The organism is Vibrio sp. SCSIO 43132 (assembly GCF_019904195.1).
Classification (GTDB): Bacteria; Pseudomonadota; Gammaproteobacteria; order Enterobacterales; family Vibrionaceae; genus Vibrio; species Vibrio nigripulchritudo.
This window is the reverse complement of sequence record NZ_CP063199.1, coordinates 1,691,418-1,712,877: the sequence shown is the minus strand read 5'-3', so window position 1 is coordinate 1,712,877 and position 21,460 is coordinate 1,691,418. Positions and strand designations below refer to the sequence as shown.

Genomic DNA, 21,460 nt, shown 5'->3' with positions numbered 1-21,460 from the left:
GATGCGATTTTTAACCATTTGAATTGAGCTCAGTGCTGAAAACAAACACCTTGAAATGACCAGACAACAAGGAGTCGGTCATGAATCAATCGGTAAAATTATGCACTGGATTATTACTCTCTGCATTGATCTTTTCGTCGAAGTCTATCGCTACGGAGAATTTAGTTTTTGTTCACGGAGCTCACTTCGATGCCAGATCCTGGAAGCCTGTTTCAAGCTACTTATCTTCTGACGTTAACGTGTTAGCGGTAAACTTACCCGGTCGAAATACAGGTGAGGACGCGTCCAAAATTGGGCTAAGCAATTCAGCTAAATCACTTTGCGAAAACATTCGCTCGCTAGAAGGTAACATTCATTTTGCTGCGCACAGTCAGGGCGGAGCTGTGGTTCATTCCGCGATTGGCATCTGCCCTTCTCAATCCATTAAATCCATCACCTACATCACCTCGGTCGCTCCACTCGTAGGAGAGAGTGCTTTTGCTTCCCTAAACGCCGACGACGAAAAACATTACTTCAAAGGGGTGAGTTACAACGAAAATAACCATCGCATGGAAATTCGGGATTGGACGCACTTTAACGCCACCTTTGCGCAGGATGCATCATCAGGTCAGACAAGGCAGCTGCGTAAATTAGCCATTGATGAGCCTGCTCATATCGGGGAAGAAGCTGTGAAATACGGCAAAGCGGAACTGGACCGAATTTCGAAGCACTACGTGTTCGCTAATCAAGACAAAATCATTTCTCTTGAATCGCAGCTAAAAATCGCAAACTCATTAAATATTCATAGTGTTTATTCTTTACAAACCGGTCACTTACCTATGCTGACCAATGCAAAAGAGTTAGCGATGATATTAGATGGAATTGTTGAGAATGTGGCATCTGACTGATCGCCAAAGGCAGTAGTTCGCCCTAAAGAAGAAAAGCCCTGACTCCTTTCGGAATCAGGGCTTAAATTGATCTGTTCGGCAAGCGGTGACTAATCGCAATTCAAGTTATATAGGGGGAACTCTAGCCGAACAAAATTCTTATGCGGTCAGGTTTTTCATTGCCGCAGCAACTTTATCAACCTTACCGACACCAACGATAACCTGAATAGAAGTTTTACCCAGTTTCACTACACCAGCAGCACCCAGTGCTTTTAGCGCTTCATCGTTAATGTTTGCTGTGTCTTTCACTTCAAGACGCAGACGAGTGATGCAGTTATCGATAGTAACCAGGTTCTCTTTACCGCCCAGCTCTTCAATGTACTTAGCAGCAAGAGCACTGATGTCGCCTTCGCCTTCTTCTGCCATTTCTTCACCGCGTCCCAAAGTCTTAAGGTTGAACTTCACGATAGCAAAACGGAAGATCACGTAGTAAAGCACACCAAACACCAGACCTTGAGCAATCAGCATATACCACTGAGTCGCAAGTGGGTTTTGGCTAGACAGAACGAAGTCCACCAGACCTGCAGAGAAACCAAAGCCTGCCATCCACTGCATAGAGGCTGCGATGAATAGGCTGATACCTGTCAGGATTGCGTGAATAACAAACAGAACAGGTGCCAGGAACATGAATGAGAATTCTAGAGGCTCTGTGATACCTGTGAAGAAAGACGCCGCACCTGCTGCCAGCATTACAGAGAATACTTTCCCTTTGTTTTTCTTGTCTGCGCTGTGGTAAATCGCCAGAGCAGCAGCAGGAAGACCAAACATCATGATTGGGAAGAAGCCAGCCTGGTACATACCCGTTACGCCTGGTGTTGCAGTACCGTTCGCGATTGACTGTGCGCCGCCAAGGAAGTTAGGAATGTCATTGATGCCTACTACATCGAACCAGAACACAGGGTAAAGCGCATGGTGCATACCAACCGACAGGAACAGACGGTTAAAGAAACCAAACAGACCTGCACCAAGAGGACCAAGCTCCTGCAAAGACGTACCCAATGTCAGTAGTGCACCGAAGATGATTGGCCATACTGTCATCAGGATGAACGCCAGAACCATACCTGCAATTGAAGTCAGGATAGGCACAAGGCGCTTACCACTGAAGAAAGCCAGGAATTTTGGTAGCTCGACGTGAGAGAAGCGGTTGTAGATTTCTGCAGAAATAATACCAACGATGATACCCACGAACTGGTTATCAACGTTTTTAAACGCCGAGTTTACATCTTCGGCTGAAATGCCTTGAAGTTGCGCAAGCGATTCCATAGAAAGGAGTGTTGTGACGACAAGCCACATAACAAAACCAGAAAGAGCTGCAGAGCCATCTTTGTCTTTTGATAAGCCAAATGCCACACCTACGGCGAATATTACGGCCATGTTTTCGATGATGGCGCCGCCAGACTTAATCAAAAATGCTGCCAGAATACTTTCACTGCCCCAACCCACAGGATCAAGCCAGTAACCCACACCCATTAAAATCGCTGCTGCAGGTAAAGTAGCTACTGGCACCATAAGTGCCTTACCTACTTTCTGCATATAACCTAATACGCTCACTCGATACCTCACGAAGCTTTTAAAAAATCTTCGGCGGATTTTACGAATGTAATTTTACTGCGCAAAAAAACTCTTCACTATTGTGCCTAGTGTCACTAATATCGATAAAAATATCACTAATAAGCGTGAGTTTATTGATATTTTTATCTAAATAATGTATTTTCATCAGGCGTAACAACCAATTAACAACGATTTATCAGAATTATAAATCAATCTTAGTTATCTCTTTTTAGCGAAATACTCTTACATTTTTGAAACAAAAATTAGAGTCACTTTGCTCTACTCAATGCGATGGGCATTACTTATCTATAAGAAAGATAAAGAAAAAGCCGAAGCAACAGCTTCGACTTTTCAATTTTGAGATGAGAATTAAGCGAGCTTAAATCGGTTGATCATACGCATCATATCTTCCGATACCTGACTCAGCTCTTCACTTGCCGCTGCCATTTGTGTCGATTCACTGGCGAGTGACGTTGAGCCATCATTCAGACTAGAGACATTTTGGTTGATGCTATTGACGGTAAGAGTTTGCTCTTCAGTGGCCGCAGAAATCTGCTGATTCATTCCCTGAATCGCATGAACTTCCTGAGCTATTTCATTCAGAGCATCACCCGCTGAAGAGGAAATTTCTGAGGTATTGGTTGCTTTATCGGCCCCCTTTCTCATTACGCCAACGGCTTGCTCAGCTCCCGCCTGAAGTTTCTCAATAATGGTTTGAATTTCAATGGTTGATTCTTGTGTCCTTAAGGAGAGCGTTCGAACCTCATCGGCAACCACAGCAAACCCGCGCCCTGCTTCACCTGCACGAGCGGCTTCTATCGCGGCATTAAGCGCAAGTAGGTTGGTTTGCTCAGCAATGCCACGAATCACTTCCAAAACGGTGTCTACGTTGCGGCTGTCAGTGGCTAGCTGGCTGATCACCTGGCTCGCCTCACCGATGTCTTCTGCCAGAAGTTGCGACTCTCGAATATTACGCTGAATTATATCCAGGCTCTCTTCCGTCTGTTTCGCAGCTTTGACACTAAAGTCGGATGCGTCAACGGTTCTTCCTGCCACTTCCTCAACAGCCGTGAGCATTTCGCTCATTGCACCAGCGAGTTGCTCCGTGTCACTCTGCTGTTGATTCAGATTCACGTCCACCGATGAAACAGAAGATGACAATTGGTTCGCGGAAGCAGCTAACTGAGTCCCCGCATCACTGACTCCTCTCATGATGTCCTGAATCGAACTCACGAAGCGATTGAAGTACTGAGCCAGCTCAATCAACTCCTGGCTGCCTTCTTCCTTCAGACGTTGGGTAAGGTCCCCTTCTCCGCTGGAAAGATCTTTCATTGCCGAAACCGTGCTGTTGATAGGCTCAGTAATACTCCTTACGAAGTAGACGATCAATGCAGAAAGAATCACCAGCACCATACCCGCGTTCATCAGGGAAATCATTTGCGATTCCTGGATGTCTTTTTCCAGCGCATCCATGTTAATACCTGTACCTATCATCCAGCCCCACGGGTGGAAGTAATCGGCATAACTTGTTTTAGGCGACAGCTCTGTTGCGTCCGGAGAAGTCTTCCACATGTAATCAACAAAGCCTCCTCCCTGCTTACCTGTAGCGTAAAGCTCTTCTACGAACAGTTTCCCGTTGCCGTCCTTAAGCGGCAGAATGTTCGTCCCAAGCAGCCTTTTCAGACCTGAAGCGAGCTGTATACCGTCTTTATCCGCAACAAAGATGTAGTTGCCATTATCAAACCGCATTGCTGAAATCGCTTCCAGCGACAGACGCTGAGCTTCGTCTTTGGAAAGTGCGCCATTAACACTTTGCTCATGGTAATAACCAAGAACACCGACCGCGCCTTCAACGATTTGCTGAACGCCACGCTCATAATTGGCTCGCATGTGTGTTTTCGTTTTGGAAGCATCCAGAAGTGAGTTGGCAATCAAACCAATAGCAAACAGAACCAGAATCATCCGCGCTCGGGAACTGATTGACGCGTTTTTAAATGAAAAATTCATAGTGCCTCCCTGTTACTCATGCGGACCAGTCACTTTCTGACTGGAAAAGCAGGACTCATGGCTTTCGTACAACTTACGAAGTGCATCTCTGCATTTGTCTTCGTCCTTTGCGTTTTCTTCAAAATGTTGGATAACATCCTGAAACTGCTGAAGCAGCTGACGAGAATCCGCTTCTGACTTCTCGCAGACGCCGCTTGAGTCTTGTGCCTTTCGATGCGACAGTTTTTTCCCCTGTGCACGCTTGAATACACTATTCATACCTAACCCCTGACGTTGTATCTGTACTGCCTGCTATGTTCAATTAATTACGGTCCAGTCATAGCCTCATACAGGTATTGTTAAATGTTAAACTTGTATACGTTCACTCTGTTCAATGCACAGTCTGGTAAATAGACTTTGCTATTTTTCACGTGCAGGAGATAAGGCAGCCATAACTGTCCTTTCTCTCTGTCTGCGCCAAAACCGCTGAACGATTCCACATACTCACCTGAGCAGTTGAAGATCTTTATTGCTCTGTTCACGAGATCAGACACAAACAAGTAGCCATTCTCGTGATCGATGCTGGTAGGAAGCAGGAAGTTGTCGTTATCTGTTCCATACCCTTCTTTACCGAAACTGCGAATCCATTTTCCGTCCTGACCATAGACTTCTATGCGATTGTTATTTTGATCCGTAATGAAACAGGTGCCGCTGGCATCAACCGTAATGTCTGATGGAGTATGGAATTCTTCGTGCTCAGACCCTAATTTCCCGAACGTATGAACCAACCCGGCGGATCCTGTTTCTGACAGCCTCCAGCGGCAAATTCTGTTATTGCCGGAATCGGCAATTAAGATGTCATTGTTCGTTGGGTCTATCGCGATGCCCTGAGGCTTGTTCAACTGCTCTTCGCCGGCTCCTAATCCGCCAAAGACGGTGTAAGGCACCAGCTCGCCCAACACATCGTTGTACTGAAGTATCGTAACAATGCCACTCAAGTAGTTGCTTACGACCAGCAGCGGAACTTCAGGGTCCATTTGACCCGGTAGTGGCTTACTTGGCGTAAGTGCTGCAATCCCCAAAGAGCCAGGAAGCATTGGCAGGCTGATTGGTCTGGCAGAGTTGCTCTTGCCATCTTCTGTTGCTTGCAGTTGATAGTTACCTGCATCCACCATCCAGAGTAAATCTTCCGGGTCTTCAAATTTGTCATTCAGGAAAATGCGGATCATGGTTTGTTGCCATCTTTGAACCCATTCTGTTTGTGCCGACAAAGCGATACTCAACCAGGAAGGGATACCCGCTGGCTGCATGGCTTTTAATATTTGATCCTGAATCGAAAGCTGCTGTTCCACCCAATTTTGAAATGCTGGCGCATTGCCAGAATATCCGGGCTGAGTATTGGTGACGTCTCCGACAACAGAGGTCACAAAATGGAGCTGACCCGGATTGTCTCGTTCATCGCCAATGGATTTGAGTACTTTAGTTGCGCGAGTTTTGCCGCCTTTCAGAGTAGACAGGTTGATTTTGTGCTTTTGCAGAGACGCAAGAAACGGCTCTGTAATCAACATGGTCTGCGATTCGGTAAATTCCGTAATCTGAACAGGGGCGAAAAACCCATCCAGATTACCCATAAACCGCCCATCTAAGTTATAGACAGCGATAACGTTAGGACCTCCACCCGGAATCAAGACCCGGTTCTGGATCACGGAGACACCGCGAGACAAATCCAATCCGTCGATATAGCACTTGTCTCGTTCACTGAATACGATGCCATTACCTTGCCAGTCACAACGAACAACGGTCGCAAAGCCTGTATTGGCAATGTAGATGTTGCCTTGCTTGTCCAAGCTAAGCCCTTGTGGCCACAGCAAGTGGACAGGCTCGCCACCGTTTTCTGGTTTTATTTCGTCGATGGTGTATTCAAAGTCCCCGTCTTCGCTAAAAACGACGAGACGAGACTGGCTATCCAGTCCCTCATAAAATTCATCAGCGACACAGACTTTTCCATCATGGACGACAATGCCATTAGGACCTTTAAGATCAACTTCTGGCTCGTTACCAAAAACTTTTATGGATTTGATACCCAGGTTTTCTGAGTATTCGAGGATGTGAACCCGAAAATTACCAATATCGGTAACGTACACTCGATTTTTATCGGGATGAGCTAGTAACCTGAACGGCATATTGAACTGCTGGGGACCCGTGCCTACAGTGCCAAAAGAGGCAAGAATCTGATCCATATCAGAATCGAAAATCAGCACTCGGTTGTGTGCGGTGTCTGCTAACCAAATGCGACCGAAGCGATCTACGCAACTGCCAACTGGCGTATTTAGAGAGAGGTGACCGCTCGCCGAACAAGGCAACTGCGGCAACGTATCGACGGTTGTGCCGATATAACTGTGATATGCGATTCCCATAATTCCTAGCCTGTAAAATTCTTGTTTTTCCGAGTATCTGAATTTGTTCGCAACAGATTACTTGGGGATACAATGATTTATATTTTTATGCGTACTGACTCATAAAAACGTAGCAGCTAGTAGGTAAGTCGCCAGTCAAGAACGTGGTAAAAGTCGAATTTATTGAAGATTTCATACTAACGTCATATTTTTCAATCGAAATGACGAGCATAAAAAAACCGGAGCCAAGGCTCCGGTTTATTAACTTTATAATTAATAAAGAGTTACGCGAGTTCAGTCTGAAGCCAAGGCCAGCCCTGCTTCTTACGGCTTAATGTGTTTTCCATCATTAAAACGCCGTCTTTCTCGTGCTTAACCAGTTTTTCTGCCCACTCGCCTTTGTAAATTAGATGAGTTTGAGAAGTAGTGATGTCGGTAAGCATTACTGCAGCAAATGCCAAACCTTCTTCCTGGCAACGACGCTCTAGATCTTGCTCAAGAGATTCAATCATGCCGTCTACTTGCTCAAGAGTAGCCAGTTCAACCTGACCAACAACAACATCACGACCATTGAATGGGTATGCTTTCAGATCTTTATCGACAAGTTCAGTTGCAGACAAACCTTCGATGTTCGTTTTTGCAATCAGAAGATCTTTGATGAACTGATCCAGGTCTTCAACACCTGCAATTTCAGCCAGAGCGTAAACCGCATCTTTATCTTTTTGTGTACAAGTTGGAGAAGCGAAACCGACAGTGTCAGACAAAATTGCAGACATCATCATGATTGCCAGTGGCTTAGTGATTTCTGTTTCTTCCATTTTGAACAGTGCGTACAGGATAGTACATGTGCAACCTACTGGCCAGATCCAAGCTTCCAGCGGGTTCACTGTCATCACATCACCCAGACGGTGATGGTCAACAATACCTAAGATTTCTGACTCACCGATATCGTCCGGTGCCTGAGCCAAATCAGTGTAGTCGACTAACCAAATGTTTTCGCCCGCAACTGATGTACGCAGTTCAGGTTGATCCACACCAGCAACCTCAAGAACGTGTTGAGTTTCGCGGTTGATTTCGCCCTGACGAATGCCTTTTGCTTCAAGTCCACGTGCTTTTAATAGCTCCGCAGTAACAATTGCACTACAAATGCTGTCCGTATCCGGATTTTTGTGACCAACAACTAGAATCATTTCGCTTCCTAATTACTTCAAGTTTGCCCTCACCTTCACTGTAAAACCTCGATTGATTAAATCAGTCAGTGATGGTCGATTTTTCAAAAGTGGTTACTTTACCTTAATGAACGAAAAAGTCATTCAAGATCACACTAATTTCCATCATTTTGCACAGTCAAACTTGTAACTCGTCACGATTGTAGAATTAAGAACCTTACAAATGATAATTATTTGCATTCGCATTATCATTTATTTAAAGTTAATAACATACCAAGTAACTCTTGGTTACAAATACAAACGCTTTCCTGTCTGATGTCTAAAAGCTGATGCAGAGAAAAGCAAATAAAAAGTCAACCAATAACAAGGATAGATAGTCATGAGCTTCCTAATCGGCGTGAGAAACCTCATTCTGAGAGTCCTCTATCGCATCGTTCGCCCATTAATTTTTCTTATGGAACCAGAGCAAGCGCACTCCGCACTGAAAAAAATCGGTATTGCACTGGGCTCCAATGGTCTAACGCGAGCTTTAACGAGCTTTTTCTTTAATTACGAAAACCAGGCACTGAACACCAAAGTCGATGGCGTTACCTACCGCAACCCTGTCGGCTTGTCCGCTGGCTTCGACAAAGATGGTGAGCTAACCAAAATTTACCCTTCTCTGGGTTTTGGATTGGCAGAGCTAGGTTCATTCACAGGTGAAGTCTGCCCGGGTAACCCTGGTCGTCGTCTTTTCCGCATGGTGAAGTCCAAAGCCATCGTAGTCTGGTACGGTCTGAACAACCAGGGCGCAGAAAAAATCGCTAAGCGACTCGCTAACGTAGATTTCGGTCCACTGCGCGTCGGTATCAACGCCGCGAAATCCAACATTACTCCAGATTTTGTTCTTGAAGATTCTATTGAAGATTATCTGAAAACCATGCGTGCTTTTAAGGACATCGGTGATTACTTCACTATCAACATCAGTTGTCCGAACACACAGGATGGCGAACCCTTCGTCGACAGAGGCAATCTAGATGCCCTACTAACCGCTGTGAACGAAGAAATTCGTCCACTGACGGACCGACCAATCTACGTGAAACTTGCGGCAGATATGTCTCTTGAAGAGATCAACATTATTGTTGATGCCTGTGTAGAACATGGAATGGAAGGTGTGGTTCTGACTAACCTTGCGAAACCGGAGGGTAACGAAGAGCACCTTCCAGAAGAATACCCTTCAGCACAAGGTAAACTTCCGAAAGGAAAAGGCGCCATGAGTGGCTTACCACTTCAGCGTATTTCTACTAACGTTATTCGTCATGTTTACCGTCGTACACGTGGCGAAATCACTATCATTGGTGTGGGTGGCGTGTTCAGTGCACGAGACGCTTACGAAAAAATCACGTCTGGAGCAAGCCTGCTTCACATGATTACGACTATGATTTTCGATGGTCCACAGAACATCAATGAAATTAACCGTGGCTTGGTGCAACTTCTGAAACAAGATGGCTTCAACTCTATTGAAGAAGCTGTTGGTTCCAGAAACCCGCTACCGCCGCTGAAACCGACTGAATTGCAGAAACAGGAAGACAAGGCAGCTTAATAATGAACGGCAATAGCTTTAATCTTATCGTACATGGTCTACCCGACGAGGTTTACTCAGAATTTAAACGTGCCTTAAGAAAAGGCTATTGGCGTAACGGCATGCTACTGACAGCCAAGCAGAAAGAAGCAGCACAGCGCGCTATCTTAGTCAGAGAAACGCAAACCACTGCTGCTCTGCAATAACGGCTTTCCTGCAAGCATTAAAAAAGGTTCGGTAAATACCGAACCTTTTTCTTTTATTGCTCCAAACGCAACTGTTTAGGCAACTTCAATTGGACCGCCGAATGAGGTCACTGGTGGCACTTCACCAGAGAACTTCTCAAAGTCCACAATACAGGTATTCGCCGATGTTGCCTGAGCCAGCTCAGAGGTCGGGATGTCCTGAGTAAGTGTATTCGGGTCACCGTAAGTACAGATCGCCCCTTCTTTCTCGTTCAAAGGTCCATACCAAGCGCCCTCTTCAATACGAATAACGCCTTGAGGGAAGCTGTCTGTTACCACCGCACCAGCCATTAGCTGACCACGGTCGTTGAACACACGAACCAGGTCACCGTCTTTAATGCCCTTCTTCTTCGCATCCACCGGGTTAATGTACACTGGCTCACGCCCCTGTACTGCATAGGTTGCGCGGAATTCTTCCGATTCACACATCTGCGAGTGTAAACGCTTATCCGGGTGGCAAGACTGCAGCCAGTACGGGTGTTTTTCAGAACCCGGACCACCGTGTGAACGTTCCGTCTTCTCAAACCACATTGGGTGGTCCTGACAGTGCTCATAGCCCATGCGACCAATGGTTCGGCTCGAGATCTCAATGAAGCCAGAAGGCGTGCCTAATGCATTAATTTCCGGGTCTTTACGGAAATCGGCATGGCGAACCCAAGGCTTACCTGTACCAAAGTCCAGAACCCCTTTCTCCCAGAACTCATCAAACTCAGGCATGTCGAACTTAGCTTTGTTTGCGTTGCGACAGTCTTCATAAAGCGAGCGTACCCACTCCATTTCGTCCATTCCGCGTGTGTACTCTTTGTGACGACCAAAGCGACGAGTCAGCTCTGTGAAGATGTCGAAGTCGGTACGAGACTGGAACAATGGATCCACCAGCTTCTGCATCGCCACTAAACCGCGACCAGAGTATGAACCGTACACATCGATGTCGTTACGTTCCCATTGCGTACAAGCTGGCAAAACGATATCAGAGAATCGACAGGTTGCTGTCCATGCGAATTCAATGGTTACAACAGTTTGAAGCTTGCGGAACGCCTTCTTCATGCGGTTGCGATCCTGATGGTGGTGCCACGGGTTGTTCCCTGAAATCACCATCATTTTGTAATCTGGCAGTTTGACCTTAGAGCCGTTGTAGCGGATCTCTTTGCCCGGTTCGAGCAAGCAGTCAATCCAACGAGCAACAGGAATGGTTCGGCTGTAGCCGTTGAAATCCTTGTTGTCCCACTTTGGCTTCATACCCTGGTCAAGGTTACGAGGGAAACCACCCGGAGCCGCAAACCCTGTAGAAGGCACACCGATACCAGAGTAATGGTGTCCGTAGGAGATACCACCACCCGGAAGACCGATTTGACCCACCATAGCTGCGACTACCGCCGCCGCCCAGTATGGTTGCTCGCCGTGCTCCTGACGCTGAATACACCAGCCCATCAGGATTTGAGTACGGCCGCTGACCAGCATGCGGGCAAATTCGCGAATCTTATCTGCTTCTACACCACAGATTTCTGCCGCCCACTCTGGGGTTTTCTCGATCTTGTCTTTGGTTTCACCCAGAACATATTGAATGAATGGGTCAAAGCCCAAGCAATATGTCTTGATGAACTCTTTATCGTGCAAATCTTCTTTGTAAAGCACGTGTGCGACGGCCAGCATAAACGCCACATCAGTCATCGGATTGATGTACATGTGATCATTTTGCAGGTAGCGCTGAGTCTTGTTCTTCACTGGGTCAACCGACAGAACGTTAATCTCACCTTTGGCGACTTTTTCTTTAAGCTGCTCAAGGTAAGGGAACGACTCATGAGTCTCACAGTTCCAGCCAACCTGTAGGTTTTTCACTGGATCGTTTGCCCACAAGATGATGTTGTCGCTGTTTTCCAGAATTTCAGACCAGGATGTGCCTTGTGCATAAACTTCTGTAGAGCCCAGAACGTAAGGCATGATGGTTTGACCTGCACCTGTCGAGTAGTCCCCTACTTTGGTGATGTAGTTACCGTGCATGCCCACTGCGCGCTGCATGTGGCTGGTACAGCTGTGGAACTGACCCGTCTGACGCCAGCCAGTCTGACCTGCGTGCAGTGCCCATGGACCATAGTCTTTCTGAACACGCTCAAGCTCGCGGTAGAAGAGGTCTAACGCTTCATCCCACGTTACGCGAATAAAGCGGTTGTTACCGCGTGTGTCTGCGCTGTATTTGTGCTTTTTCAGCCAGTCGAGACGCACCATCGGATAACGAACACGAGATGGGCTGTAAATGATGCCCTTAATGCCGTTGATCATATCTGTTGGGTGCGAATCCATCTCCAGCGGTTTGATTTCTTGTACTTTACCGCCGTAGATGTGGGCGCGAAACGCGCCCCAGTGAGAACCGGATACTTTCCAGGTTCCTGTTGTTTCCGCTGCATTTGCTGAAGCTGATGCCAATAAGCTTGGACCAATCACAGATGCGGCGCTTGTTGTTGCAACACCTTTAAGAAAACTTCTTCGTGTAATAGCCATTTCTTATACTCCGACTGACGCTTAGTGGTGACCTTCAGCAAAATCTGAAGAGTGCTTCTGTAGGTATTTCAATACCAGTGCTTCACTGTCTTTATCAAAGTTCACGAATGCGAGCATACCGTTGAACATGCCCGGCCAGCCATTAGCTGTGAAGTGAGCTTCGTCTGGTTGGGTATGACATACCGAACAGTTGGTTTGGTAAGCTTCTCTCGCTTTGTCCCAAATCGGTGTCACGTCACCCAGCATCGCCGTTTTCTCCATCCAAAGTTTGGTTTCCACACGCTGCCAAGGCAGACCAGTCAACTCGTCTTCTTTGGTTTCAAACGTCTTCACTAAGTCTTCGTTGGTTGCAGTTTCTTTTAGCAATGAACCCACTGCGATGTTCAAACCAAAGTCTTCCTGAATAACGCGACCAAAGCCTTTTGCTTTACGCCAGCCTGAAATTTCAACCTGAACGGCGTCACCTTTCTCATCCACCACTTTCACAGTGGATGCAGGGTTTAGAAGACCCGCTTCTTTAGTCATTGCTGCATCTTCATACATAGGCAGATGACGCACGCTGGTGATAGCGTTACCCGCTGAGTAATCGGTGCTTGAAGCCAACTGCTCCAGCTCACCAATCAGACCACCTGAGCTGTCCATGTTTTTCGGCAGGCTGTGAGCAATGCCTTTGTGACAGTCCAGACAGCTCTGGTCGCGCTCTGCGGCGTTTTTCATTTGAATACGAGCCGCTGGTTTCATCTTGTCGAAGTCCATCGATTCGTAGTTGTGGCAGTTCTTACACTCCAGAGATTTGTTTGCAGAGAAACGATCCCATTCGTGCTTTGCCAGCTCGATACGGCGCTCTTCAAATTTCTCTGGGGTATCCAGGTCGCCAAAAATTTGTGCGAAGACTTCTTTTGAAGCCTGCATTTTACGCGCGATTTTCGCCGTCCATTCATGAGGAACGTGACAGTCAGGGCAAGTAGCACGTACACCAGAGTGGTTTTTCCAGTGGACGGTTTCCTGCAACTCCTGATACACGTTGTCACGCATGGTGTGACAGCTGATACAGAACTCTTCTGTGTTGGTCGCTTCCAGTGCAGTGTTAAAACCACCCCAGAAGATGATGCCAGCAATAAAACCACCCATTGTCAGTACACCCAGGCTGATGTGTACCGCAGGGCGAGTCATAGTGCGCCAGATTTTTACGATAAACGATTTCATGATTTGTTCTCTTTAAAATTCTTCGTTCAGATGGTGGTTTCGTTTAGCCGTGTGCACCTGGAGGCCCTAAGAAAAAGACCTGTAGCATCCACACAATAAACCCGTAACCGCCGACAAACATGACGCTAAGAACGGGAAAGAGAACTACGGTAATGAGGAGGAAAGACTTCCACTCCAAAGAGCGGGATTCTTTAGACTCCACTTTGTTAACATTACTCATACATTTGCCTGCTATTAAGTGATATTTTTGTCTGTACTCGGTTCGATAAACCCAATACACCTACAACTTATAATGAGAAATTTTAGAACGATCGAATCTTACGATTCAACGATAAGATGCCCTTCAAAGCACGCTATTCAACACTTTTTTGAGCTCATCCAGAGATGTGTTTAATTAACATTTTATGTGAAGAATAATGAACAGATATGAAAAATTAATATTGTTTCATATATGTTTAATTTGAAAGTTTTTTGTAAACAAACGCTCTGCCAATCCGTTCAAAAACACCCATTTCTCATCGATTTTTACCACTGCTTCCGCCGATAAATGTAGCTCAAATGTTAAATTTGGACGCTTCATTTGTGAGAAACCATCTGCAAAAAGTCACACAACTTTTTCCAAATTCACGATAAAATACGGTAAAAAAATTTAGGGGTCTCCATGCAGGAATCCATAGACATCAGTTGGGCACTTTTACTGCTGTTTTCTCTCACTTTGTGCGTGCCTTTGTACATCAATCAACGCTTTCAACTGGGGTTGGCAAAAGATGTGGGGATCAGTGTGCTTAGGATGAGCGTTCAGCTCATTCTGGTTGGGGTTTATCTGGAATTCGTGTTCAAGCTAAACAGCCTTACACTTAACATTGTCTGGGTTCTTATCATGGCAGGAATAGGCACCAGCGCTATTCTGGACAAAGCCAAGCTCCCCGCAAAACCTCTGTTTTCTTCCATATTGACTGGGCTCGTTGTTGGGCTGTCGCCTCTTATTGCTATTTTGTGTGTCGTGATCGTTCAGCCTGAACCTGTTTACAGTTCTCAGTATGTCATTCCCCTTAGTGGCATGCTGATAGGGAATAGCATGCACGCGAACATCGTCATGCTTCAAAACCTCTTTACCTCTTTCAAAGAAAGAGAAGGCGAATACCATGCTGCGCTTTCATTGGGAGCTTCACCTACTTATGCCTCGATGCCGTTTGTACGAGTGGCGATGCAAAAAGCCTGGTCTCCTATCCTTGCCTCCATGGCGACAACAGGCTTAGTCACCCTCCCCGGCATGATGACAGGGCAAATCCTTGGTGGCGCCAGCCCACTCGTTGCCATCAAGTATCAATTGATCATCTTACTGGCAATATTCGTGATGCTAACGATCTCTCTTTCTTTATCTACGATGATGATTTTGCGAAGGGTTCTGACAAAAGAAGGCAGAGTGCTTGTATCAATAGAGTGAAGGGCTCACTTTGGTAGACGGCTGATTTTGTTCAGACTGGAGCTGGCTAACAATCGTTGCTTTTAGCCGAACTGGCGAAACTGGCTTGTTAAGTAATAAGTAGCCGCAGTCTCTCACTTCATGCTTTAGCTCTTCGCTGCGGTTGGCACTCAATACAATTGTAGGGATGGGACGAGAACGGTTTTGATGAACATGACGAGCCACTTCAAGACCTGTCTCTCCATTATCCAGATGATAATCAACAATCAGCATCTCCACAGACTCACTGGCAATGTCACACTCTAATTGCAATGCGGAAAGCGAGTCAGCAGTGACAACGTCACAACCCCATCCAGTCAATAATTCATTCATCGCTTCACAGATATTGTTGTCGTTGTCCACCACCCAAATACGACTCCCCTGTAGTATTGCGCTGCCATTCAGTTCTTTAGGGGCAACCAGCGGAGCACTCTTCGTTTTTACGATTCCATACGGCAACATAATTGAGAACCTGGATCCTTTATGGAGCTCTGATTCCAGACTGATTTGATGACCAAGGACATTTGAAATTTTATCGACAATAGCTAAACCCAACCCTAACTGCGTCCGGTTCTCCGCTTTTCTCGGGCTGAGTCGTTTAAATTCCTGAAAAATCTCTTTCTGCTTGTCTTTTGGAATGCCGTCTCCCGTATCAAGCACATCTATTCTTACCCCGTTTGGGGTTCTGCGACTGCCCAGCAATACCTTGCCCGATTCAGTGTATCGCAGGGCATTGCTCATGAGGTTTCGAATGATTCGTGAGAGCAATACGGAATCGCTGTAAACGACAATATCACTGGGCACATAACGTACTTCGACGTTAGTTTGCAGAGCCACCTGATGAAACTCATTGGCGATATTGCCAAGCAACTGATCCAACGAGAACGGCTGTTTGTCGGCTCGAATCGTCCCTGCATCTAACTTGGAAATGTCCACCAGCATGGTGATCAGTGATTCAACGTCGGACAGAGAATGCTCTAAAGAGTCCACCAGACGGCTCGCTGAAGAGCCTATTCGCTGCGCTCTTAAAGACCCCAAAAACAGTTGGGCCGCATTCAAAGGCTGAAGTAAGTCATGGCTGATTGCTGCGAGGAATTTCGTCTTGGATAAATTCGCCAGCTCAGCTTCCTGTTTTGCTTCAAGCAACCGGCTTTGAACGGCACGCCGCTCTTTCACTTCTTTACTGAGCTGCGTGTTCAAATCTTCCAACTGGGCGGTTCTTAGCTGAACCCGTTTCTCCAGTGTTTGATAGGACTGACGCAGCTTCTCGCTGATCGTGGCTTCATAACGGGCAGATTCCGCCTCTTTCAGCAAAGTAATGTCGGTATAGAGCATCACCAGTCCACCATCAGAGGTTTTACGCTCACTGACTTGTACCCAGCGATTGTCTTTTTGCTGAAAAACGCGACCACCGTGTAAATCCGAATAAGGCAGCTCTTTGATGATCAGCCCCTTGGAGTGCGCCAGTTGTTTCACTTCCGAAAGAGTAATGCGGGGCATATCGAGGGGAATGTCGTTATCTAGCCAGAATCGCTGGAAACGGCTGTTAGAGTGAACGAGATACCGGTCTTTATCATACAGGGCAAAACCGTCCGATATGGACTCAATAGCATCGACGAATCGTTGCTGGGCTCGCTCTACTTTTTGGTTTGCATTGGATAATTCACAGTTGATAGTTTCAAGCTCATGAAGCGTGGTATTGAGTTCTTCCGTTTTCTCTCGCACCTGATCTGCAAGCATCACTGAGTGCTGGAAGGCGGCATAGGGGTCAACTCTATGGCTGCTGTCCTGCTCGACTCTTCTTACTAGCGAATCGATGATCTTCTTCTGGCGCGCGTTCTCTTCTAGCGCGGATTCTAACTGGCGTTTTAATTCCTGCTCGCTATCCATTTAACTCGCCTTATCACGCTTAAGAAGTTCGTCCGAAGAGATTGGGTAGACATTTTTCTGCCGACCAATCGCCACACCGGTCAGAGTCTGATTCATATGCACACCACCAAGCTGCTCACCATAAGTATTGAACCCAACCATCCGGAACGCGGAAAAGATTTCTCGGATGGTCTCCAAGCCGTTGGATTGTTCTATTTCTTTTCGTCTTAAGAAACAGTCACATCCGATGATGATTTCCAGATCTCCGATTCGTTCAGAGACTTCATTAAGCTTTTCTTTGACGTTGGCGTAGATGTCTCCCGGTTTCATCGCAGTAATCACGATGCCGTCATCTACCGCACAATAGAAATCCAGACTCAAATCTTCGTTCACTTTCTGGATAGAACGAATGTAATAATCCCCCCCCACTTTCACTGCCAGGGGGTGCAGCGCGTAAATTTCCGGGCGTAGGTCTGCTAACTCTATCCCGACTTCACGCGCATATACTTTGGCGGCGGGTTCAGCGTTAAATTCGTAGACTCGTCGGCATTCGCTGTCTGCTTTGGTGACCACCAGCTTGCTGCCAAGGCTGTTGATATGGTGGGTAGTAAACACTTCAAAAGGACAGGTCGTATTAAACATCACAACGATGGCAGAACTTGTATAGAACTTGCCATCACAATAGACATGTGTGTTAGCAAGGTTTTCATCATCCCCTGCCGAACCTCCAAAGTGAGGAATACGACCGAGCGCGGTATCCAAAGTGACCAGGAAGTTCTCTTCTTGCGGGGACAAGCCATCAATCAGGGTGAGAACAAAACTGGAATGCTTGATCGGTGCTCTGAGCTGGCGTCGGCAACCATCAAACAGGTTTTCTACGCAGCGTTGGGCAACATTCAGCTCAAAACCTTCAAGGGGTATCACCATTCCCGAGACCGTAAACGCGTCTTTCGCAAACCCTATGGCACTAATACTGCTTTTTGCGTATCCCGCACTGGTTATCTCCCCTGCTGTCGTACACCCCATTACTTTGCAATGGGTAAAAGCTCGGTGCATTTCAGTTTCCAGTTCTCGCAATTCGTAAGCTGCTGAACAAAAAAACAAAACAAACCCAATATTGGGATCATTCAGCCGGGAGGCTAACTCGCGAACCGCTTTCACTGCATCCAACTGATAGGATTCTGCTGTGACGACAGAGGTTTGCTGAGGAAGAGGATTGGCAGAAAACATAGGGAACCTCGAGATTTTGGATACCTTCAGTCTATCGTGCTCGCAATATACGGATATCCTACTTAAGGAGGATATTCTCCTTTCAGAAGCTCCTCATATGGTCGATGTCTCAGTTTTAGTACGTGAATTCTGAGCTCAGGTTAATAAACTGTATTTAAAAGACAGTTAAAAGAAATGCGGCTCACATCTCGCTTTGCGTGAAATTGAGTATAGAAACACAAAAACTGAGGTTAGTTGGGCAAACATCTGCATCAGTGGTAATAATAAGAATCAAAAAAGAAAACCTTAAGGAAGAGGGATTCGTATGTACAAATTCTTAATTGCCGACGATCATCCATTGTTTCGAGACGCTCTGGTGTCTGTTATTCAAAGCAAATTTCAGGACTGCACCATTCATCAAACTGAAGACGTTGCCACCACTCTGGATTACGTTCGCGATCACGCCGACACCGATCTGGTGCTGCTCGACCTTAATATGCCCGGAATGGAAGGGTTGAATGGGCTGCTTGAGCTGAGAAACCAAGCACCTTCTATTCCTGTTGCCATCATTTCTGCCGAAACCAATAAGCAGACCATTCTGCAAACTATGGCGTACGGCGCGATTGGTTTTATCTCTAAATCGTCCCCCAGAGAAGAAATGAGCAATGCCTTTTCTCAAATCATCAATGGCGATGTGTACCTCCCTGCCAATATCATCCGTGCGACCGAAGAGAACAAACCCTTTAACCAAAGAACAAGTAAACCCGCGTTTTCGGCTGACATGTTAAACACCCTGACCCGCCGACAATTATTAGTACTTAAGTCTATGTCTCAGGGAAGCGCCAATAAACAAATCGCCTATGATCTCAATATTTCTGAGACCACGGTGAAATCTCACGTCTCGGCCATTTTGAAAAAACTTGGGGTCCACAACCGAATTCAGGCAGTAGTTGGGGTGACTAATATCGACTTTGATCGCTATTTACGTCGATAGGTTATTTATCAACTGCGACGCTGAGTTTTAAGATAAGGTGTCAACGCGGTCTTCCACATAGCAAAAGTAAATGCCAGATTCGATGCACTTTCTGATTCTGGCTCCTCCAACGAAATCCCCAACAAATGATAAGCTGTTTGGTAGAAACTGGGGCGATGTTTTTGAAACATAGAGAGCATCAATCCTTTGCCTCCCTGAAATGCTTGAATGACTTCCTTCTCTTTGACATTTTTCAGAGAAAATGCCTGTATCTCTTCTAATATCAATCGTCGGGATTGCTCTGGCTGGCGGTCAAAGTGGCTGGTAAATACCAAAGCATTTCGCTCTGGTTTTACCGTGGCACTCAAGCTGTAAAGCTGACCAGATAACCGTAAATCAATGATGGATTGCCGGCTTAATACCCACTGGGCAGCGGCTGACTGAGCATACAAGGATACCCCTTTAGGCAAGCGAAACTCTGCACTAAAACCATCGCCTCTCAGCTCAACAGTTAAAGAAGGTTCCTCTGGAGACGTGGCTGAAACAATATGAGGAAGATTGGCGGGGGTAAATATAGCCTGATCAGATTTCAACTCGCTCAAATGAAAACCAGTAGGTAAATGCTGACGCAGGTGCTCATCAAAGTGCTGCCAGAATATCAATGCTGAACAAGACAGAGTGATCGTCAGGCACTGGATGTCGCTGAGCAAGCCGATGATGCTTTGTTCGTCAAAAGAAACGGATGCGTTTCTCGCCCGAAAATATACCGACATGTAATGCATCAGTTCTTTCAGCCATTGACGGTAAACACGGCTAAGCACTGAGTTATCTCGCGGCAATCGGGCAAACAGCGTGATGGTATGGTAGTTCATCGGTTTTGGAAGCCAGTCACCAATGGGTTCACGTTTGCTGACGGGAAAAAGCAAGCCTTCATTGACGGCAGTAACAGACTGATAAAGCTTAACCAGACTGTCTCCCCACTTCTTTTTATAGAGGTGATTTTGCTGACTATTGAATTCATGCCAGATGTTGATGGCTTCACGGCTCTCAGTCCATTGGCTAACCAGCAGACTCAGGTATCGCCCCATCAGTTCATCGTATTCTCCGGTGTCGCTTTTCATTCGTATCGTCGGTTTGGGATCCAGCATGGTAGAAAGCGGAAACAGTGAATAGCCCAGTGTCTTCAATGTTGCCTGAACGTGTCCTTCGCTGAGCATTCGATAAAGCTGAACCGCTTTTTGATCCGACATTCGAATCGTCAGTAAGTGCGAGTCATTGATTTTTCGTGTTTTACTCAGCCATTTTTCTGGCATCGGCAGGTCTTTGGGTTGCATGACTTCACGGTACAGTAAGGCGGTGACAATGCCTTCCCAGATACTGCTGACCGACCACTCACCAGCAGTGATTAACGTCATGTTTTCAGGTTGGTAGTGTCGCCAGTAGTAGCGGGTCAGATCCTGATGAGTCAGAGAAGAAACAGAACCTGGGTCACCACAATAAAGTGGGTATTTGAGCTCAGTAGACATTGAGCAAGCCTGATTGAATTCATCGAACCCCTGATAGCCCACCAATTCCTGATACAACGCATTTCTTTCACCCTGCTGAATGCCTTTATCGTGGTTTTGATTCCAGTCCGTTTCTCTGAGTAAAGGAGTGAGCACGCTTTGTATGAAATAGTTGAGACCATGCCTTGCGTCTTCTCTGTGATGACCAGACAGATGGAACCGAGTATTTCCACGCCGGGTAGTGGCGTTAAATTCCGTTAAAGCCAGCGATGCCTTTAGCTGCCAAAAACGGCGAGAGGATGGAAGTTTGTGACACCCACGAAGCACCATGTGTTCAAGTGCGTGAGCCACTCCGCTGCCATCGGAAGACGGGGTATTGATCTTGACAGAGGCAGAAAATGTTTCCTTTGCTGCACCGCGATAAAGATTCTGGCAATGCCAGTGTGTTAGGCCAGATGTGTGTTTCCAGCATAACCAGACATCGCCATTTGAGGTTATCTTCTCATCCGTTAGATAAAACGGTGGACTATCAAGATCACTCATCAGGGTTTCGCTATGACTCTTTGACCAATGAAACTAAAACTTCATCAGTAAGTATTTGAAGTGACAGACAGAAGCAAAGGTATCCATTCTTTTAACCATGCTACTTCCTTTTACTTTTGTCTATTTGTTCCATATTGCGGTGAAGACCAAACATCATTCTGCGTCGTTCATCGCTTTATCAGCAGGTCGTTTCTGTTTTTTATTCCCTGCCTCATTTATAAGACTGTCATATTTGTGTATTTCAATGAGAGCGGACGGCGAGTGAGAGAAGAGTGAAGAGTGAAGAGTGAAGAGTGAAGAGTGAAGAGTGAAGAGTGAAGAGTGAAGAGTGAAGAGTGAAGAGTGAAGAGTGAAGAG

General features: G+C 46.3%; 16 protein-coding genes. 5 read left to right on the top strand and 11 right to left on the bottom strand.

Annotated features, from left to right (window positions below; translation table 11 throughout):
- Positions 1-80 precede the first annotated feature (80 nt).
- Entirely contained in the window at positions 81-887 is an 807-nt protein-coding gene (locus INR79_RS07735; RefSeq protein ID WP_223096703.1) for an alpha/beta hydrolase, read from the top strand.
- A gap of 138 nt (positions 888-1,025) precedes the next feature.
- On the opposite strand, the gene nagE is transcribed toward INR79_RS07735, so the two are convergent.
- The 5 genes from nagE to INR79_RS07710 all read right to left on the bottom strand — a co-directional run bounded on the left by nagE (position 1,026) and on the right by INR79_RS07710 (position 8,049).
- A complete protein-coding gene (gene nagE, locus INR79_RS07730) occupies positions 1,026-2,477 on the bottom strand; it encodes an N-acetylglucosamine-specific PTS transporter subunit IIBC (protein WP_223096702.1) in 1,452 nt (483 codons plus the stop codon).
- A 369-nt stretch (positions 2,478-2,846) separates the two neighbouring features.
- Entirely contained in the window at positions 2,847-4,484 is a 1,638-nt protein-coding gene (locus INR79_RS07725; protein WP_022592402.1) for a methyl-accepting chemotaxis protein, read from the bottom strand.
- A gap of 12 nt (positions 4,485-4,496) precedes the next feature.
- Complete coding sequence (locus tag INR79_RS07720; RefSeq protein ID WP_022550407.1) at positions 4,497-4,742, bottom strand: hypothetical protein; 246 nt, start codon at positions 4,740-4,742, stop codon at positions 4,497-4,499.
- 80 nt (positions 4,743-4,822) lie between these two features.
- A complete protein-coding gene (locus INR79_RS07715; RefSeq protein WP_223096701.1) occupies positions 4,823-6,880 on the bottom strand; it encodes an NHL repeat-containing protein in 2,058 nt (685 codons plus the stop codon).
- 263 nt (positions 6,881-7,143) lie between these two features.
- Positions 7,144-8,049, bottom strand: coding sequence for a manganese-dependent inorganic pyrophosphatase (locus tag INR79_RS07710; RefSeq protein WP_004399521.1), 906 nt, complete (start codon positions 8,047-8,049; stop codon positions 7,144-7,146).
- A 358-nt stretch (positions 8,050-8,407) separates the two neighbouring features.
- Here INR79_RS07710 and INR79_RS07705 point away from each other — a divergent pair, with 358 nt between their 5' ends.
- Positions 8,408-9,610: a quinone-dependent dihydroorotate dehydrogenase gene (locus tag INR79_RS07705; protein WP_022600310.1), complete on the top strand. Its 1,203-nt coding sequence runs from the start codon at positions 8,408-8,410 to the stop codon at positions 9,608-9,610.
- 2 nt (positions 9,611-9,612) lie between these two features.
- On the top strand, positions 9,613-9,795 hold the full coding sequence (locus INR79_RS07700) for a DUF1315 family protein (RefSeq protein WP_004399526.1): 183 nt from the start codon (positions 9,613-9,615) through the stop codon (positions 9,793-9,795).
- A 75-nt stretch (positions 9,796-9,870) separates the two neighbouring features.
- On the opposite strand, the gene torA is transcribed toward INR79_RS07700, so the two are convergent.
- The 3 genes from torA to torE are packed head-to-tail and all read right to left on the bottom strand — an operon-like array spanning position 9,871 to position 13,759.
- On the bottom strand, positions 9,871-12,333 hold the full coding sequence (torA, locus tag INR79_RS07695; RefSeq protein ID WP_004399528.1) for a trimethylamine-N-oxide reductase TorA: 2,463 nt from the start codon (positions 12,331-12,333) through the stop codon (positions 9,871-9,873).
- Positions 12,334-12,354: 21 nt separating this feature from the next.
- Complete coding sequence (torC, locus tag INR79_RS07690; RefSeq protein ID WP_004399529.1) at positions 12,355-13,539, bottom strand: pentaheme c-type cytochrome TorC; 1,185 nt, start codon at positions 13,537-13,539, stop codon at positions 12,355-12,357.
- 43 nt (positions 13,540-13,582) lie between these two features.
- Entirely contained in the window at positions 13,583-13,759 is a 177-nt protein-coding gene (gene torE, locus INR79_RS07685) for a trimethylamine N-oxide reductase system protein TorE (RefSeq protein WP_004399531.1), read from the bottom strand.
- 441 nt (positions 13,760-14,200) lie between these two features.
- On the opposite strand from torE, the gene INR79_RS07680 reads away from it, so the two are divergent.
- Positions 14,201-14,986: an ABC transporter permease gene (locus tag INR79_RS07680; RefSeq protein ID WP_223096700.1), complete on the top strand. Its 786-nt coding sequence runs from the start codon at positions 14,201-14,203 to the stop codon at positions 14,984-14,986.
- Here INR79_RS07680 and INR79_RS07675 read toward each other — a convergent pair.
- Together INR79_RS07675 and nosP are read right to left on the bottom strand one after the other, a co-directional pair.
- The gene (locus INR79_RS07675; RefSeq protein ID WP_223096699.1) at positions 14,975-16,894 is read right to left on the bottom strand and encodes a NahK/ErcS family hybrid sensor histidine kinase/response regulator; all 1,920 of its coding nucleotides are present in this window, start codon (positions 16,892-16,894) and stop codon (positions 14,975-14,977) included. The two genes, INR79_RS07680 and INR79_RS07675, sit on opposite strands and share 12 nt — an antisense overlap.
- Entirely contained in the window at positions 16,895-18,103 is a 1,209-nt protein-coding gene (gene nosP / locus INR79_RS07670; protein ID WP_223096698.1) for a nitric oxide-sensing protein NosP, read from the bottom strand.
- 304 nt (positions 18,104-18,407) lie between these two features.
- Here nosP and INR79_RS07665 point away from each other — a divergent pair, with 304 nt between their 5' ends.
- Positions 18,408-19,076 (top strand): response regulator, encoded by a 669-nt coding sequence (locus INR79_RS07665; RefSeq protein ID WP_223096697.1) that lies wholly within the window; start codon positions 18,408-18,410, stop codon positions 19,074-19,076.
- An 8-nt stretch (positions 19,077-19,084) separates the two neighbouring features.
- Here the strand turns inward: INR79_RS07665 and INR79_RS07660 are convergent, their stop codons facing one another.
- Positions 19,085-21,103, bottom strand: a complete 2,019-nt coding sequence (locus INR79_RS07660) for an insulinase family protein (protein WP_223096695.1) — start codon at positions 21,101-21,103, stop codon at positions 19,085-19,087.
- Positions 21,104-21,460: the final 357 nt, after the last annotated feature.

Excerpts from the sequence above, each read along its gene's own strand:
- INR79_RS07735 (WP_223096703.1), top strand. The coding sequence starts at position 81 with ATGAATCAATCGGTAAAATTATGCACTGGATTATTACTCTCTGCATTG.
- nosP (WP_223096698.1), bottom strand. The coding sequence starts at position 18,103 with ATGTTTTCTGCCAATCCTCTTCCTCAGCAAACCTCTGTCGTCACAGCA.
- INR79_RS07700 (WP_004399526.1), top strand. The coding sequence starts at position 9,613 with ATGAACGGCAATAGCTTTAATCTTATCGTACATGGTCTACCCGACGAG.
- INR79_RS07680 (WP_223096700.1), top strand. The coding sequence starts at position 14,201 with ATGCAGGAATCCATAGACATCAGTTGGGCACTTTTACTGCTGTTTTCT.
- INR79_RS07715 (WP_223096701.1), bottom strand. The coding sequence starts at position 6,880 with ATGGGAATCGCATATCACAGTTATATCGGCACAACCGTCGATACGTTG.
- torE (WP_004399531.1), bottom strand. The coding sequence starts at position 13,759 with ATGAGTAATGTTAACAAAGTGGAGTCTAAAGAATCCCGCTCTTTGGAG.
- INR79_RS07665 (WP_223096697.1), top strand. The coding sequence starts at position 18,408 with ATGTACAAATTCTTAATTGCCGACGATCATCCATTGTTTCGAGACGCT.
- INR79_RS07705 (WP_022600310.1), top strand. The coding sequence starts at position 8,408 with ATGAGCTTCCTAATCGGCGTGAGAAACCTCATTCTGAGAGTCCTCTAT.
- INR79_RS07710 (WP_004399521.1), bottom strand. The coding sequence starts at position 8,049 with ATGATTCTAGTTGTTGGTCACAAAAATCCGGATACGGACAGCATTTGT.
- INR79_RS07720 (WP_022550407.1), bottom strand. The coding sequence starts at position 4,742 with ATGAATAGTGTATTCAAGCGTGCACAGGGGAAAAAACTGTCGCATCGA.
- INR79_RS07725 (WP_022592402.1), bottom strand. The coding sequence starts at position 4,484 with ATGAATTTTTCATTTAAAAACGCGTCAATCAGTTCCCGAGCGCGGATG.
- INR79_RS07660 (WP_223096695.1), bottom strand. The coding sequence starts at position 21,103 with ATGAGTGATCTTGATAGTCCACCGTTTTATCTAACGGATGAGAAGATA.
- torA (WP_004399528.1), bottom strand. The coding sequence starts at position 12,333 with ATGGCTATTACACGAAGAAGTTTTCTTAAAGGTGTTGCAACAACAAGC.
- torC (WP_004399529.1), bottom strand. The coding sequence starts at position 13,539 with ATGAAATCGTTTATCGTAAAAATCTGGCGCACTATGACTCGCCCTGCG.
- INR79_RS07675 (WP_223096699.1), bottom strand. The coding sequence starts at position 16,894 with ATGGATAGCGAGCAGGAATTAAAACGCCAGTTAGAATCCGCGCTAGAA.